Raw genomic sequence first — 14368 nt, 5'->3', positions numbered from 1 at the left:
CGACCCCACCACCACTCCGAGCCGCGGCACCGGCCGGGCCGCTCCCCCTGCCGGGCCGGCCGGCGTCCGGACCGGAGTGCCGGTGGACCGGCGGCGCCACCGCCGGTCCACCCCCTCACCCCGCTTCCCGAGCCCCGCCGAGGTAACCACCGTGACGTCCAGTGCCCGCTCCGCCGCGTCCGCCTCCGCCTTCGCGGCCGTGGACCTCGGTGCCACCAGCGGACGGGTCGTCGTCGGCCGCGTCGGCCGCCGGACCCTCGACCTCACCGAGGTCCGCCGTTTCGCCAACACCCCGGTGCAGCTGCCCACCGGCCTGCACTGGGACATCCTCGGGCTCCACCAGGGCATGCTGGACGGGCTGCGCGAGGCCGCCCGCAGCGCGGACATCACGTCCGTGGGCATCGACAGCTGGGCCGTCGACTACGGGCTCCTCGACGCGACCGGGGCCCTGCTCGGCAACCCGTACCACTACCGGGACGGACGCACCGACGGCGTTGCCGATGACGTCCGGAGCAAGGTCGGCGCGGCCGAGCTGTACCGGATCACCGGCCTGCAGCATCTGCCGTTCAACACGATCTACCAGCTCGCCGCGGCCCGGGGCACCCCGTCCTCGACGCGGCCCGCACCCTGCTGCTCATCCCCGATCTGCTGACCCACTGGCTCACCGGCAGCATCGGCGCCGAGGCGACGAACGCCTCCACCACCGGGCTCCTCGACGCCGGCACCGGCATCTGGTCGGAGCCGCTGGTCGGCGCGCTCGGCCTCGATCCGCGGCTCCTGCCGCCCCTGCGGCGGCCCGGGGACCGGGCCGGGCTGCTGCGGGCGGCCGTCACCGCCCACACCGGCCTGCCGGGAGGCACTCCCGTCACCGCCGTCGCCTCGCACGACACCGCGTCCGCCGTCGTCGCCGTCCCGGCCACCACCACCGACTTCGCGTACATCTCGTGCGGCACCTGGTCCCTGGTCGGCCTGGAACTCGACCGGCCCGTCCTCGGCGACGCCTCCCGGGCCGCGAACTTCACCAACGAACTCGGCATCGACGACACCGTCCGGTATCTGCGCAACGTCATGGGGCTGTGGCTGCTGAGCGAGTGCCAGCGCGCCTGGGAGGCCCGCGGGGAGCTCTCGCATCTCCCCACGCTCCTCGCCCGGGCCGCCGCCGCCCGGCCGTTCGCCGCGGTCGTCGACCCGAACGCCCCCGAGTTCCTCTCCCCGGCGACATGCCCGCCCGCATCGCGGCCCACTGCCGCCGGACGGGCCAGACCCCGCCCGCCGACCAGGGCGCCGTCGTGCGGTGCATCCTGGAGAGCCTCGCCATCGGCCACCGCAACGCCGTCCGCGAGGCCGCCGCCCTCTCCGGGCGCGAGGTCGCGGTCGTCCACCTCGTCGGCGGCGGCAGCCGCAACGAGCTGCTGTGCCGGCTCACCGCCGACGCCACCGGACTCCCCGTCATCGCGGGCCCCGCCGAGGCCACCGCGCTGGGCAACGTCCTCGTCCAGGCCCGCGCCCACGGCATCGTCCCGGACCGAGAGGAGATGCGTAAGCTGGTCGCGGAAAGCCAGCACCTGCGCAGCTACCGGCCCCGCGGCGCGGAGAGCGCCTGGGCCTCCGCCGCGGCCCGGGTCGGCCTCGCATGACCGGTCGTCACCCGAGCACCACCGCACCGAAGAAGGAAGCTGCGATGCGTGTCGCACTCTTCGTCACCTGCGTCAACGACGCCGTCCACCCGCGCACCGGCCAGGCCGTCGTGGCGCTGCTGGAGCGTCTCGGCGTCGAGGTCGACTTCCCGGCCGGGCAGACCTGTTGCGGGCAGCCGCAGTACAACACCGGCTACCGGCGGGACGCCGAACCGCTCGTCCGCCGCACCGGCCGGGCGTTCGCCGGTCACGACTACGTGGTGACCCCGTCCGGCTCCTGCGCCGCGATGGTGCGCGAGGGCTATCCGCGCATCGGCGCGCGGGCGGCCGCCGAGGGCAGGGGCACGGAGCTCGCCGACGTCGCGGCCTCCCTCGCCCCCGGACGTACGAGCTGACCGAGTTCCTCGTCGACGTCCTCGGCGTCGAGGACGTCGGCGCGTACTTCCCGCACACCGTCACCTACCACCCGTCCTGCCACGGCCTGCGCACGCTCGGGCTCGGCGACCGGCCCCGCCGCCTGCTGCAGGCCGTGAAGGGCCTGGAACTGCGGGAGCTCCCGAGCGCCGAGGAATGCTGCGGGTTCGGCGGCACCTTCGCCGTCAAGAACCCGGACGTCTCCGCCGCCATGGGCAGCGACAAGGTCCGCAATGCGCTCTCCACCGGCGCGGACGTCCTCTGCGGAGCGGACAACTCCTGCCTCCTGCACATCGGGGGTACCCTGCGCCGCCAGGACGCACCACTGCGCACCCTGCACATCGCCGAGATCCTCGCCTGCACCGAGGACGACCCCACCGGCGCCGGCTGGGCCGGCCCCACCGCAAGGAGCCGGACCGCATGAGCGGCACCTACCTCGGCATGCCCGCCTTCCCCGAGGCCGCCAGGACCTCCACCAGGAACACTCAGCTGCGCGCCAACCTCACCCACGCCACCCGCACCATCCGCGACAAGCGCGCGGCGGCCGTCGCCGAACTCGACGACTGGGCCGAACTACGGTCAGCGGGAAGGGACATCAAGGACCGCACGCTCCGGCACCTGGACCGCTACCTGCTGCAGGCCGAGGAGGCGGTGACGGCCGCCGGCGGAGCGGTGCACTGGGCGGCGGACGCGGCGGAGGCGAACCGGATCGTCGCCGACCTGGTCAAGGCCAAGGGCGAGCGCGAGGTCGTCAAGGTCAAGTCGATGGCCACGCAGGAGATCGGCCTGAACGAGGCCCTTGCCGCCGAGGGCATCACCGCCTACGAGACCGACCTCGCCGAACTGATCGTGCAGCTCGGCGACGACCTGCCCTCGCACATCCTCGTCCCCGCGATCCACCGCAACCGCGGCGAGATCCGGGACATCTTCACCGAGGCGATGGGCCGCTGGGGCCGCCCCGCCCCCGACGGGCTCACCGACCGGCCCGCCGACCTCGCCGAGGCGGCGCGGCTCCACCTGCGGGAGAAGTTCCTGCGCGCGAAGGTCGCCGTCTCCGGCGCCAACTTCCTCGTCGCCGAGACCGGCACCCTGGTCGTCGTCGAGTCCGAGGGCAACGGCCGGATGTGCCTGACCCTGCCCGAGACCCTGATCTCGGTGGTCGGCATCGAGAAGGTCATCCCCACCTGGCGCGACCTGGAGGTCTTCCTCCAGCTCCTGCCCCGCTCCTCCACCGCGGAGCGGATGAACCCGTACACGTCGATGTGGACGGGCACCACCGACGGCGACGGACCGTCCGAGTTCCACCTCGTGCTGCTCGACAACGGCCGCACCGCCACCCTCGCCGACCAGGTCGGCCGGCAGGCCCTGCGCTGCATCCGCTGCTCCGCCTGCCTCAACGTCTGCCCCGTCTACGAACGGGCCGGCGGCCACGCCTACGGCTCCCCGTACCCCGGACCGATCGGCGCCATCCTCACCCCCAACTGCGCGGCCTGCAGAGCGAGGTGGACGCCTCCCTCCCGTACGCGTCCACGCTCTGCGGCGCCTGCTACGAGGTCTGCCCGGTCGCGATCGACATCCCGGAGGTCCTCGTCCACCTGCGGGAACAGGTGGCCGAGGGCGGCGAGGGCCACCGTGCGGAACGGGCCGCGATGAAGGCCGCGACCTGGCTGCTCGACCACCCCGCCGCCCTCGGCGCCGCCGAACGCGTCGCCGCCCGGACCCGCGGCCTGCACCCGAGGAGGCTCCCCTCCCGGGGCCGGCGAAGGCCTGGACGGACACCCGCGACCTGCCCGCCCTGCCCCCGAACCCTTCCGCGACTGGTGGAAGAAGAACCGCAAGGACGGCAGCCGATGACCACCGCCCGCGACACCGTCCTGGCCCGCATCCGGGCGGCGCTCACCGACGTCCCCGACCACGAGGAGCCCGGCACCCCCGAGCGCGCCTACCGGCCGGCGCACGTGAGCGACGAACCGGCCGCGTTGCTGGACCTCCTGGCCGACCACCTCACCGACTACCGCGCGCACGTCCACCGCACCACGCCCGACGGCCTGCCGGCCCTGCTGGCCCGTCTGCTCGCCGACCGCGGCAGCCGGACGGTGGCCGTCCCCGCGGGCCTGCCCGCCGGCTGGCTGGCGCAGGCAGCGGCCGCAGAGGTGCCCGACGACGCATCGCTGACCGCGCACAGGCTGGACGAGGTGGACAGCGTCGTCACCGGCTGCGCCCTCGCCGTCGCGGAGACCGGCACGATCGTCCTCGACAGCGGCCCCGGCCAGGGACGGCGGGTCCTCACCCTCGTGCCCGACCACCACGTCTGCGTCGTCCGCGCCGACCAGGTCGTCGCGTCCGTCGCGCAGGCACTGCCGCGGCTCGACCCGGCCCGGCCGCAGACCTGGATCTCCGGCCCCTCCGCCACCAGCGACATCGAGCTCGACCGCGTCGAGGGCGTCCACGGCCCCCGCACCCTGGAGGTCGTGCTGCTGCTCGTACCGTGACGGCCGCCGCGGGGCGCGGCGACGGACCTGGGCTCGTCCTCAGGCCTGGAGGGCGGTCGTGTCGAAGGTCAGGTGGACCGCCTCGTCGTGGAGGGCGGCGGCGCTGACGACCGCGACGGTCTCCTCCCCGACCACTGCGAGGGAGACCAGGTGGTCGCCGTAGGCGAGCCGCTGCGCCTCGACCCCGGTCCCGTCCACGACGAGGTGACCGGGCCCCGACGTCAGCACCCAGGGCGGGCACACCGGTCCGTCGGGCGAGGAGTGCTGGAAGAGGAACTCGCTCAGGAGGGCGTCGGGCTCCAGGGTCGAGAACACCCGGACGTGCTCGGGCAGCCGCCGCTGGGTGGTGACCTGCACCCCCACGGTGTGCTCCGCCCCGTAGGCGAGGTCGAGCCGCTGGAGGTGACCGTCGGCCGATCCCCGGCCCACCGTACGGCGCCACCCGGGCCTCGGCCGCGCCAGGACGGCCACCGGGCGACCGAACGCCCGCAGGGTCTCCCCCAGAGGCGATCGCCCGCCGGCCCCGGGTGCGCGGCACTCTGGAACATGGCCGTCCCTCCGGATTGCCGCGGACGTGCTGTCCTCCCATCGTGGCATCGCAGCGCGGTACGCGTGCCGGAATCCCGGCAGCCGTTCGGGCGGGCAGGAGCCCGGGCGGGTCCGGGCGGTCGAGGGTGGGCGGCTGCGGCGCAGTGGGCGGCGGCGGCGCGCTACGAGGTGGGGATCGCCAGGAGGAGCCCGCCGTCGAGGCGCTCCTGCATGTGCCGGCCGTGCACGGCGCAGACGACGACGGTGCCGCCCTGGGCGTCCATCGCGAGGTGGGTCGCCCGCTCCGTGCACGGGCCGTGGGAGCGGTCGTAGCCCCACCGGGTGCCGCACTCCCGGCACCACGAGCGGCCGTCCTCCGTCTGCAGCGTCGGCCCGCAGCGCGGACAGATGCCCCACCACGCCGTGCACGACCCCGACCACTCGGCGGCCCGTACCCGCGCCAGCTTGTCCGCGGCGTCGCCGATCCGCTGCGCCGCCCGGGTGAGCGCGTCGTCCACCGTTCCCGGCAGCACGCCGCGGGGCAGGCCGGGCTGCTGCCTCAGCCGTTCCCGCATCGCGACGACGTCCCTGGCCAGCGCATCCGCGCGCGCCTGGAGATCCCGCAGCTCCGCAGGCGTCGGCTCCCCGCCGCCCGCGGCCGAGTCGGCATTCTCGAACACGCCATTCACCCCCCGAACACACCACCGCACGTGCAACCGCCGGCACACCCCAGGTCCGGCGCCCGCCGCCGGCGGCCACCCACCAGAAGCATCGTGATGAAACCATGACAGCCTCGTCTCGACAAGCGACCGAGGTCACGGCGCCGGACCGGCCGAACACGGCGGGCAACACGACAGACGACGCCGCGGCCGACACGATCGCGTCGCCCGGGGTGCCCGCCGCGCCGGTCGGGGCCGTCCCGCTCCCGCTCCCGGCCCCGGGCCTCGGGGTGCGGGACAGCACCCGTCCGGCCGAGGATGGGGGCAGTACGGCGGCCAGGACGCCGGGGTCGGCACGACCGGCCCGGCAGGGCGGTGCCGCCCGTGAGCTCCCCGAGCGAGCGGTGGCCGCTCGACCGGCCCAGGTGGAAGCGAGGCGGCATGCTGGATCCCGATCCGCCGTTCCGGCCGGTGCGCCCGCAGGACGGCTACCTGCGGCTGGAGGATCTGGGCCTGATCGGCGACGGCCGGACCGCGGCCCTGGTGGGCCTGGACGGCTCCATCCCCTGGATGTGCCTGCCGGGGTTCGACGACGAGCCGCTCTTCTGCGGCCTGCTCGACCACGCCCGGGGCGGGCGCTTCACGATGGCGCCGCAGGGGCTCGTCGAGGCGCGACAGCGTTACGAGCCCGACACCGGCGTGCTGATCACGGACCTCCGGGGCCCCACCGGCCTCGTCCGGGTGACCGATGCCCTGGCGCTGCGCTCGGGCGCCGACCTCACCGACGACGCGCCGCTCGCCCGGCAGGAACTCGTCCGCTCGGCGATCGTCCTGGACGGCGCCGTCGACCTGCGGGTGGAGATCGAGCCGCGCGGCGGCGCCGAGGCCCGCCCGCTGCTCAGCGGCCTGGAGATCCAGGTGCACCGGCGGCCCGATCTGCGCCTGCACCTGCGCGCCGACCGGCCGCTCGACTCCCTGCACAGCACCCACCGGCTCCGCCGGGGCGACCGCCTGGACCTGGTGCTGTCCTGGGGACGGTTCCACCGCCACCACCGCTTCGACGCCGGGACGATGCTGCGCGACACCGCCGACGCCTGGCGCCGCTGGATGACGGGCTTCCGCTACGGCGGCCCGCAGGAGCCGCTGGTGCGGCGCGCCGCCATCACGCTGAAGCTCTGCGACGACTGGGCCAACGGCTCCCTGGTCGCGGCGCCCACCTCCTCGCTGCCCGCACCCGTAGGCGGCATCCGCAACTGGGACTACCGCTACACCTGGATCCGCGACGCCGCCTACGCGGTCTTCGCGATGCGCCGGATCGGCTTCACGGGCGAGGCGGACGCCTTCCTGGGCTGGGTCCTGGACGCCTTCGAGCGCAGCGGGCGGCCGCGCATCATGTACGGCCTCGACGGCCGCCCCGTCCCCGACGAGGTCGAGGACCCGGAACTGGAGGGCTACCGGCGCTCGGCCCCGGTGCGCTGGGGCAACGGCGCGGCCGACCAGCTCCAGCACGACGTGTACGGCGAGGTCCTGGACTGCGCCGACCAGTGGCTGCTGGCCGGCGGCCGGCTCGAACCCGCGCTCTGGTCCCGCCTCGCCGAGCTCGCCGACATCGCGGAGCAGGCCTGGCGCCGACCGGACCAGGGCATCTGGGAGGTGCGCAGCGAGGGCCGGGTGTTCACCTACTCGGCCGCGATGTGCCAGGTCGCCCTGGACCGGGCCGCGGCGATCGGCGAGCGTCTCGCACTGCCGGGGCGCACCGCGGCCTGGCGGAGGTCGGCGGCCGACCTGCGCGCACTGATCCTGGAGCGCTCCTGGGACGAGGCGACGCAGACCCTCGGCGAGCACCTCGACGGCGGCGGCGGCCTGGACGCGAGCCTGCTCGCGCTGCCGCTTCGGCGGGTGATCCCGGCGGACCATCCGCGCATGGTCGCGACGACGGCGGCCGTCGCCGACCGCCTGTCCGCCGGCGGCGGCCTGCTCTACCGGTACCTGCACGACCGGTCGCCCGACGGTCTGGCCGGCGACGAGGGCGCCTTCGTCCTGTGCAGCTTCTGGCTGGTCGACAACCTGGTCGGCCAGGGCCGGATCGAGGAGGCCGAGGAGCTGTACACGTCGCTGTGCGAGCGGGCCGGGCCGCTCGGGCTGATGTCGGAACAGATCGACCCCACGACAGGTGCGTTCACGGGCAACTTCCCGCAGGCCTTCAGCCACATCGGGATCATCGCCAGCGGCGTGAACCTGGCCCGGGCGCGGGCGGGCACGGCGGGCTGATCGACCGGCTCGCCGTCAACCCTCCCGCTGCTGTGCCCGGTCGGCGGGCTCAGTCGCCGCCGGAGAACATCAGACCGCCGTCGGCGAGCGGACGGCGCGCGGGGGCGGGGTCGACCGGCCCAGTGGCGGGCGGCGGCATGAACAGGGCCCGGTCGACCGGCGGAAGGGGACGGCGGGCGCCGGCTTCGGGCCGGTCGACGGCGGGCGCGGAGAACGCGGGCAGGCCCAGCGGGCGGCGATCATCACTCACGCCTGGCAGTATGACCGCCCGTCCGTCCTGCAAACACCGTGGTCCGCCGGTCGGACCGGGCGAGCATCTGCCGGGCGTCCTCCCGGAGTCGGGTCGGCGCCTCGTCGGCGACCCGCGTACGGCCGTCCTCCTCGAAGCCGCCCGACGGTTCGGGGCCGCCGCTTCCCCCGGCGCCGGCCAGGAACGCGAGCATGTCGGCACGGCCGTGGGTGGCGTGTACCGCGGCGTGCGCGACGAACGGCACGGCCTCCACCGCCGCCGGGTACACCGAGTCCTGGTGCAGGACGCCGCGATCGGTCACGGCCGAGGGGTCGACGACTCCTGGACCCGCCCCTGCAGCGCCCTGGACAGTTCCGCGACACAGGCGGCGAGCTGTCCCGTCGTCAGCTGCGCCGGATCACCGCCGCACCCGGCGGCCGGCGCGGGTGCCTGCCCGGTCGGCGTGGGCGCGGCCGTCGCGGAGGTGGTGGGCGTCGGCGCCGGGCTCGGCTGCCCGCCCGGCGCCGTGATGCTGCCGCTCAGCGCCACCAGGTTCGGCTTGACCGTGGCATCGCCCGACAGGTCGATGAAGTCCTGGGTCTGCCCGTTGAAGTCGACGAAGCCGCGCCACATGTCCCGGCCGAACGGGACGATCTCCTGCAGCGCGCCGCCCTGCCCGGCGCTGATGGTGATCGAGGTCTGCTGGGCCATGTAGGAGACCATCCGGCTGGCGAGGACGTCCAGGTTGACCGAGGGGCTGTCGTCGCCGCGCACGTACACGTGGAGGTCGTTGAGGCCACCGCCGGCCCGGTCCGCCTGCAGCACCGCGAACGCCACCACCAGCTGCGAGCTGCTCTCCCGCGGCACCAGCGGGGTCACGTAGTAGAGGTGGCCGTCCGTCTTCGAACGCAGCAGGAACTCCCCCGGGTTGCCGGCGTTCGTCGCTGCCGAGGTGTGCGCGTAGCCGAAGCCCCGGTCGTCCTTCGCGCCGCGCCCGCCCAGCCACTGCACCTCGTGGATCTGCGCCCGGACGACCGACGCCGGGTACACCGCGCCCGGCAGGTCGCCCGGAGCCACCTGCTCCCGGTACGTCAGGCCGGGCCGGCCGTCGGCCGAGCCGCGCAGCACCAGTACGCCGGCCGGCTCCAGCACGGTGCGCTGCATCCAGCCGATCTGCCGCGCCACCGAGACCACCACCACCGGCTGCGCGGTGCGCGGATCCGGGCCGTCGCAGTACCCCCAGATGTCCTGGTCGCTGTAGACCAGGCCGGGGAACCGCTCGGCGAGCAGGTTGCGCAGGCTGTTGGCGCCCGTCCCCGCGAAGGCCCTGCCGAAGGCGTGGTCGCCGCCGAACGCGCAGGTGGCCACGGTGTTCGCGCGACCGTCCCAGACCGCGATGCCCTCCATCGGCTGCTCGCCGGAGCCGTCCAGCACGGCCGTCCACACCCCGGCGCCCTGCGAGGCGTCGGGCAGGTAGTGCAGGCTGTGCCCCATCAGATGCACCCCCGAAGTGAGGCCGGCGCTGTTGGTGAGCGCGGTGGTCGCCGCCGCATAGGAGGCGGTGCGCGCCTCGAAGTCGAAGTCCGGCATCGGCTCGGTCTTCACACACGCCGGTACGTCCGCGGTGCCGACCAGGTCGCAGCGGCCGCCGTCCCCTTGCGGGCGTGCTCGGTCACCGGCAGCACCGACCGCGGCGTGCCGGTGCCGCCGGCCGGGACGTCCAGCACCGTCGCCGTCGCGTAGTACCGGCCGGCGTCCTTGTCGTCGTCCCACAGCCCGGTGCCCGCCCGCACCAGCGAACCGGCCACCGCCAGCAGCGCCACCGCCAGCGCCAGCCGCACCCGCAGGCCACCGGACCCGGCACCGGAGTCCTCCGCGACATACGCCACCGCCCACACCGTGCCGAGCAGCCCCACCGCGGCCCAGATCCAGAACAGCGGCGTCGCGTCCACCACACCGCCGTGCGGGAACAACTCCTGCCCGATCAGCAGGACATAGCTCTGGTCCTGCTGCCCGAACCCGCCGAACACCGCGTGCTTGACCACCCACACCAGCAGGGCACCCAACGGCATCCACAGCCACCAGACGGCCAACGCCGTCGCCCCGCGTCGTATCGCGCCCCGCCGGACATCACGCTTCGTCATCTCTCCCCCGGTTCATCCCCGTTGCCCGGCCGGGGACGATCCCCGCACAGGCACCCGGACCCGTCATTCCCGCCACAGCTGCCCCGCAAGCCAGCTGCGCCGGGAGGCCACGGACCCACGGCCACATAGGTAGTGGATCGACATATGGCGGCCATGGACCTATGCTGCTGCCATGACAGACCGTCAACTGCAGGAGCCGACCAGACTCGTGCTCACCGCACTCGCCGATGCCCCGCGGCACGGCTACGCGATCATCCAGGAGGTGCTCGCCATCTCCGAGGGCCGCACGCGGCTGCGCACCGGCACCCTCTACACCGCACTCGACCGGCTGCTCCAGCAGGAGCTGATCAGGGTGGAGAGCGAAGAGGTGGTGAGCGGGCGGCTGCGCCGCACCTACACCCTCACCGACCAGGGCCGGAATCTGCTCGCCGAGGAGACCCGGCGACTGCGGATCGCCGTGGCCGAGGCAGAACGCCGGCTGGGCAGGGCCCGACTGCTTCCGAACGGAGCGAGCGCATGAGCGAGCAGCACACCCCGGGGCCGACCCGTGGCCGATCAGGATCCACCCGGCCCGCTACCGGGCGGCCCACAGCGAGGACATCGCCGCGACCCTCGCCGAGGCCACCGAGGGGCTGAGCCGTACCGCGGTGCTCCGCGAACACCTCGACCTCGCCGCCCACGCACTGCGGCTGCGCCTGCGGATCGGCCCCACCGACCGGGCCGGGCGCGTGCTCGCCGGCGCGGCGCCGGTCGTCCTCGGCCTGCTGGCCGGGTTCTGCCTGTGGGGCCTGCAGTCCGAACTGCCCTGGGTCGTCCGCCAGATTCACGGCCCCCACCCCGTCCGCAGGATCGGGTACGTGCTCTACGTCGCGGCGGGGAGCGTGCCGTGGGTCCTCGCCCTCGCGGCCGCCGCGGTCGGACGCTGGTGGCTCACCCGTGCACTGGGCCTGGGCGGCACCGTCCTCGGGTTCGGCATCCTGCTGGCGTTCGGCCCGATGACGACAATGTTCCTCTTCGGCCAGCCGGTGTTCTGGACGATCCTCGGCGCGGTGGTGCTGCTCGCACCTCCGACCCTGCTCGACCGCTCCGCACGGGCCGGCCGGGAGGCCACGGCGGTGGCGGTCACCTTCGCCGCGGTGATGATCGCCTCGCAGTCGAGCGGCCTCTGGGTGTACTTCACCGGCAGCACCATCCTGCACATGTACGTGTCCTGGCCCCTGTTCGCCGCCGCCGCCGTGCTCCTCGGTCACCTCGCAGGCGAACACCGCGACCGGCACCGCGCCGTCGGCGCCGGACTGGCCGGGGCGCTCTGGCTGACCCCCGGCCTGCTGGACGAGCACATCACGCGCCACACGCTGACCACCTGGGTGGCGGGTTACGTGCTCCTCGTCGCACTCACGGTCGCGCTGGCCATGGGCATCCGGATGATCCGCCGCGCCCGCCCCGGCGAGTCCGCCGACCCCGCCTGACGCCGGCGCCGGGCACCGGACACCGGGCCCGCGCCGTGGCGGTAGGCCGCCGCGGCGCGGGCCCGATCCGCTCAGGTGCCGCCGGGTGCGGCGATGGACACCACCGTGGCGGTCGCCGGACCGGCGGGTGCCCGATAGCTCACCGAGTCGCCGGCCCGGTGGCCGAGCAGCGCGTGACCGAGCGGGCTGTCGGCGGTGACGAGTTCCTGGTCCCTGTCGTCGGCGAGCTCTCCGATCCGGACGGACTCCTTCGTGCCGTCGGCGAACCGCACGGTGACGCTGCTGCCCACCCCGATCACGTCGGGGCTCGGGGCGGGGGCCGTGGCGGCCCCGTCCAGCCGGTCCGTGATCTCGGCGATCCGCGCGTCCAGGCGTGCGGTGTCGTCGGCACGCTGCAGTTCGTCGGCCTGGTCGGCCCGGTCACCGACCGCATCGGCGTCGGTACCCTGCAGGGTCGCCCTGACCGCGTCGCGTTCGGCCCGCAGATCGGCGAGTTCCTGCTCGAATGCCCGGCGTGCGTCGGGGCTGATCGGCTCGGGGGTTCCAGTCATTGCTGCTCCCGTGGTGGTGGCGGGACTGCCTCGATCGCCCTGACCAGGACGGCACCTCGCACCGCAATTCTCGTCCAGCGGGACACCCGACGCCCGACGGGGCGCGGGGAAACCGGGCGGGACGGCCCCGGCCGGGACAGCGGGCGACACCGTACGGGGCCGTCCTTCCACGCGCTGCCACCGGTGTCCCGCAGCGTGCGTCCCGCCGCGGTTGCGGGCGTCCGGGCACCGAGCAAGGGTGGGACGGGGGTTCTCCTGGCACGGAGGAGCCATGTCGCACCACAAGTCGAACAAGGCCGTCGAGGGCGACGAAGGTACCGGCCACGGCCGCGGCATGCCGCGGCGCCCGGACGACGACCAGCTCCAGGAGCTCACCGAGCAGGACCGCGTGGCGGCGGGCCTGGCCCCGGATCCGGGCGTGTCCTTCGCGGAACAGAATCCCGAGGCGACCTACACGGACGAGTAGCACGGACTCGACCGCGGGCGCGCGGACGGCGAGGCCCGGGCCGGCACAGCCGAGGAGCCCGGCACCCGAAGGCGGATCCACCGCCGAACGCGGGAAAGCGATGCACCGCGGTACGGCGACCGTCGGACCGGTTCCCGGCCGGTGGAGCCTTCATGAACAGTTGTCATGGCCCTTTCGAGGCGTTCCGACACCCCGTCAGACTGCCGGTATGATGAACACTCTACGCGCGTGGAACCGCCGCGCCGCCTCCCTCGCCACCGCCGCCGTACTGGCGCTGGCCCCCACCGCCTTCGCCGCTGCGGACGCCCATGCCGCCGTCAGCGGCAGCGTCTGTCTCTCCGCGCTGCCCAGCCAGGCCGACCACACCCTCGACCTGATCGACAGCGACGGCCCCTTCCCCTACGCACAGGACGGCGTCGTCTTCCAGAACCGGGAGGGCGTCCTGCCCGCCGAGCCCTACGGCTACTACCACGAGTACACCGTCGTCACGCCCGGCTCGCCGACGAGAGGCGCCCGACGCATCATCACCGGCGAGGACTACCAGGAGGACTACTACACCTCCGACCACTACGCCACGTTCCGCCTGGTCGACTTCACCTGCTGACCGCCGGTGACCGGGGCCCGGCCTGCGGACAGCGGGCCGGGCCGTCGGACCAGCCCCGGGGCTTGTCCGACTATCCCTAGCGTCCCAGGACGGCGCCGCCGTTGAGGCCGATCACCTGGCCGGTCAGGTATCCGGCTGCCGGGGAGGCGATGTAGGCGACGGCCGCGGCGACGTCGTCCGGGGTGCCGGCGCGGCCGACCAGGGTGTCGGCGATCTTCTCGGCGTGGAACCGCTCGCTCCAGCGGTCGCCGAAGATCTCGGTGTCGGCGACGTAGCCGGGGGCGAGGACGTTGACGGTGATGCCCTCAGGGCCGAGCAGACGGGCCAGACCGAAGGCCCAGCCGTGCAGCGCGGCCTTCGCGGCGGCGTAGGAGCCGGCCGAGTGCGGACCGGCGCCGCCGCGCTGGGCGGCGGCGGAGCTGATCACGATCAGGCGCCCACCGGGGCGCCGCAGGTGCGGCTGGAGAGCCGTGGTCAGCAGGACGGCCGTCAGCAGGTTGGTGTCCAGGTCGCGCCGCCAGGACTCGGCGAGGGCCGCCAGGCCGTCGTCCGCAGGTGCGGTGATCACCGCACCTGCGTTGTTGACCAGGACGTCCACCGGCCCCAGCGCGGCGATCGCGGTCGCGACCCGTGCCACCTGCCCGGCGTCGGTCAGATCCGCACGCAGCGGCACCACCCGGCCCGCGCCGGTCTCGGCCTCGATCTCCGCCCGGGCCTGCTCCAGCACCTCGGCCCGCCGCCCCACGATCACCACCCGGTAGCCGTCGCCCGCGAGTCGACGGGCGATCGCCCTGCCGATCCCCGTCCCACCGCCGGACACCACCGCGACCCGCTCCTGCACAGTTCCCCCGCGAACGACGACCTTCGCCCGCCATCCTACGAAGCCCCGCGTCCGACCCGCGGC

Annotated in this window: 15 protein-coding genes and 3 pseudogenes; 10 read left to right on the top strand and 8 right to left on the bottom strand. The window is 74.5% G+C overall.

All coding sequences use genetic code 11. The annotated features are described in order from the left end of the window. The first annotated feature begins 151 nt into the window (after nt 1–151). The 5 genes and pseudogenes from ABEB13_RS41005 (at nt 152) to ABEB13_RS38515 (ending at nt 4543) form a co-directional block, all read left to right on the top strand. The gene (locus tag ABEB13_RS41005) at nt 152–652 is read left to right on the top strand and encodes a hypothetical protein (protein ID WP_425559941.1); all 501 of its coding nucleotides are present in this window, start codon (nt 152–154) and stop codon (nt 650–652) included. Then, nucleotides 628–1637: pseudogene (locus ABEB13_RS38530) on the top strand (rhamnulokinase). The gene ABEB13_RS41005 and the pseudogene ABEB13_RS38530 overlap by 25 nt, the downstream one beginning before the upstream one ends. 44 nt (nt 1638–1681) lie before the next feature. Then, nucleotides 1682–2475, top strand: a pseudogene (locus ABEB13_RS38525) ((Fe-S)-binding protein). After that, a pseudogene (locus tag ABEB13_RS38520) lies at nt 2472–3905 on the top strand (lactate utilization protein B). The pseudogenes ABEB13_RS38525 and ABEB13_RS38520 overlap by 4 nt, the downstream one beginning before the upstream one ends. Next, a complete protein-coding gene (locus ABEB13_RS38515) occupies nt 3902–4543 on the top strand; it encodes a LutC/YkgG family protein (protein ID WP_345709263.1) in 642 nt (213 codons plus the stop codon). The pseudogene ABEB13_RS38520 and the gene ABEB13_RS38515 overlap by 4 nt, the downstream one beginning before the upstream one ends. A 39-nt stretch (nt 4544–4582) precedes the next feature. Here ABEB13_RS38515 and ABEB13_RS38510 read toward each other — a convergent pair whose 3' ends face one another. Together ABEB13_RS38510 and ABEB13_RS38505 are read right to left on the bottom strand one after the other, a co-directional pair. After that, nucleotides 4583–4972 (bottom strand): hypothetical protein, encoded by a 390-nt coding sequence (locus tag ABEB13_RS38510; RefSeq protein WP_345709262.1) that lies wholly within the window; start codon nt 4970–4972, stop codon nt 4583–4585. A 281-nt stretch (nt 4973–5253) separates the two neighbouring features. Continuing rightward, on the bottom strand, nt 5254–5751 hold the full coding sequence (locus ABEB13_RS38505) for a hypothetical protein (protein ID WP_345709261.1): 498 nt from the start codon (nt 5749–5751) through the stop codon (nt 5254–5256). Nucleotides 5752–6171: 420 nt separating this feature from the next. Between ABEB13_RS38505 and ABEB13_RS38500 the strand changes: the two genes are divergently transcribed. Continuing rightward, entirely contained in the window at nt 6172–8001 is a 1830-nt protein-coding gene (locus ABEB13_RS38500) for a glycoside hydrolase family 15 protein (RefSeq protein WP_345709260.1), read from the top strand. 49 nt (nt 8002–8050) lie between these two features. On the opposite strand, the gene ABEB13_RS38495 is transcribed toward ABEB13_RS38500, so the two are convergent. The 4 genes from ABEB13_RS38495 to ABEB13_RS38480 are packed head-to-tail and all read right to left on the bottom strand — an operon-like array spanning nt 8051 to nt 10374. Further along, complete coding sequence (locus tag ABEB13_RS38495; protein ID WP_345709259.1) at nt 8051–8251, bottom strand: hypothetical protein; 201 nt, start codon at nt 8249–8251, stop codon at nt 8051–8053. After that, nucleotides 8244–8552: a hypothetical protein gene (locus ABEB13_RS38490; protein ID WP_345709258.1), complete on the bottom strand. Its 309-nt coding sequence runs from the start codon at nt 8550–8552 to the stop codon at nt 8244–8246. Before ABEB13_RS38490 ends, ABEB13_RS38495 begins: the two co-directional genes overlap by 8 nt. After that, a complete protein-coding gene (locus tag ABEB13_RS38485) occupies nt 8549–9835 on the bottom strand; it encodes a RodZ family helix-turn-helix domain-containing protein (protein WP_345709257.1) in 1287 nt (428 codons plus the stop codon). Before ABEB13_RS38485 ends, ABEB13_RS38490 begins: the two co-directional genes overlap by 4 nt. Continuing rightward, the gene (locus ABEB13_RS38480) at nt 9832–10374 is read right to left on the bottom strand and encodes a hypothetical protein (protein WP_345709256.1); all 543 of its coding nucleotides are present in this window, start codon (nt 10372–10374) and stop codon (nt 9832–9834) included. Before ABEB13_RS38480 ends, ABEB13_RS38485 begins: the two co-directional genes overlap by 4 nt. A gap of 172 nt (nt 10375–10546) precedes the next feature. Between ABEB13_RS38480 and ABEB13_RS38475 the strand changes: the two genes are divergently transcribed. Together ABEB13_RS38475 and ABEB13_RS38470 are read left to right on the top strand one after the other, a co-directional pair. Continuing rightward, nucleotides 10547–10894, top strand: coding sequence for a PadR family transcriptional regulator (locus tag ABEB13_RS38475; RefSeq protein WP_345709255.1), 348 nt, complete (start codon nt 10547–10549; stop codon nt 10892–10894). Between the two features lie 127 nt (nt 10895–11021). Continuing rightward, entirely contained in the window at nt 11022–11843 is an 822-nt protein-coding gene (locus ABEB13_RS38470; RefSeq protein ID WP_345709254.1) for a hypothetical protein, read from the top strand. Nucleotides 11844–11914: 71 nt separating this feature from the next. Here ABEB13_RS38470 and ABEB13_RS38465 read toward each other — a convergent pair whose 3' ends face one another. After that, a complete protein-coding gene (locus tag ABEB13_RS38465; RefSeq protein WP_345709253.1) occupies nt 11915–12394 on the bottom strand; it encodes a GreA/GreB family elongation factor in 480 nt (159 codons plus the stop codon). Nucleotides 12395–12665: 271 nt separating this feature from the next. Between ABEB13_RS38465 and ABEB13_RS38460 the strand changes: the two genes are divergently transcribed. Continuing rightward, a complete protein-coding gene (locus tag ABEB13_RS38460; protein ID WP_345709252.1) occupies nt 12666–12860 on the top strand; it encodes a hypothetical protein in 195 nt (64 codons plus the stop codon). Between the two features lie 208 nt (nt 12861–13068). Beyond that, nucleotides 13069–13464, top strand: a complete 396-nt coding sequence (locus ABEB13_RS38455) for a ribonuclease domain-containing protein (RefSeq protein ID WP_345709251.1) — start codon at nt 13069–13071, stop codon at nt 13462–13464. A 76-nt stretch (nt 13465–13540) separates the two neighbouring features. Here ABEB13_RS38455 and ABEB13_RS38450 read toward each other — a convergent pair whose 3' ends face one another. Beyond that, a complete protein-coding gene (locus ABEB13_RS38450) occupies nt 13541–14287 on the bottom strand; it encodes an SDR family NAD(P)-dependent oxidoreductase (RefSeq protein ID WP_345709250.1) in 747 nt (248 codons plus the stop codon). Nucleotides 14288–14368 lie beyond the last annotated feature (81 nt).

Origin of the sequence: Kitasatospora paranensis, from assembly GCF_039544005.1 — a bacterium.
GTDB classification, from domain to species: domain Bacteria; phylum Actinomycetota; class Actinomycetes; order Streptomycetales; family Streptomycetaceae; genus Kitasatospora; species Kitasatospora paranensis.
Note: the sequence above shows the minus strand (reverse complement) of the source record. Positions and strands in the feature narration are given on the sequence as shown.

Excerpts from the sequence above, each read along its gene's own strand:
- ABEB13_RS38515 (WP_345709263.1), top strand. The coding sequence starts at position 3,902 with ATGACCACCGCCCGCGACACCGTCCTGGCCCGCATCCGGGCGGCGCTC.
- ABEB13_RS38500 (WP_345709260.1), top strand. The coding sequence starts at position 6,172 with ATGCTGGATCCCGATCCGCCGTTCCGGCCGGTGCGCCCGCAGGACGGC.
- ABEB13_RS38480 (WP_345709256.1), bottom strand. The coding sequence starts at position 10,374 with ATGACGAAGCGTGATGTCCGGCGGGGCGCGATACGACGCGGGGCGACG.
- ABEB13_RS38475 (WP_345709255.1), top strand. The coding sequence starts at position 10,547 with ATGACAGACCGTCAACTGCAGGAGCCGACCAGACTCGTGCTCACCGCA.
- ABEB13_RS38465 (WP_345709253.1), bottom strand. The coding sequence starts at position 12,394 with ATGACTGGAACCCCCGAGCCGATCAGCCCCGACGCACGCCGGGCATTC.
- ABEB13_RS38460 (WP_345709252.1), top strand. The coding sequence starts at position 12,666 with ATGTCGCACCACAAGTCGAACAAGGCCGTCGAGGGCGACGAAGGTACC.
- ABEB13_RS38455 (WP_345709251.1), top strand. The coding sequence starts at position 13,069 with ATGATGAACACTCTACGCGCGTGGAACCGCCGCGCCGCCTCCCTCGCC.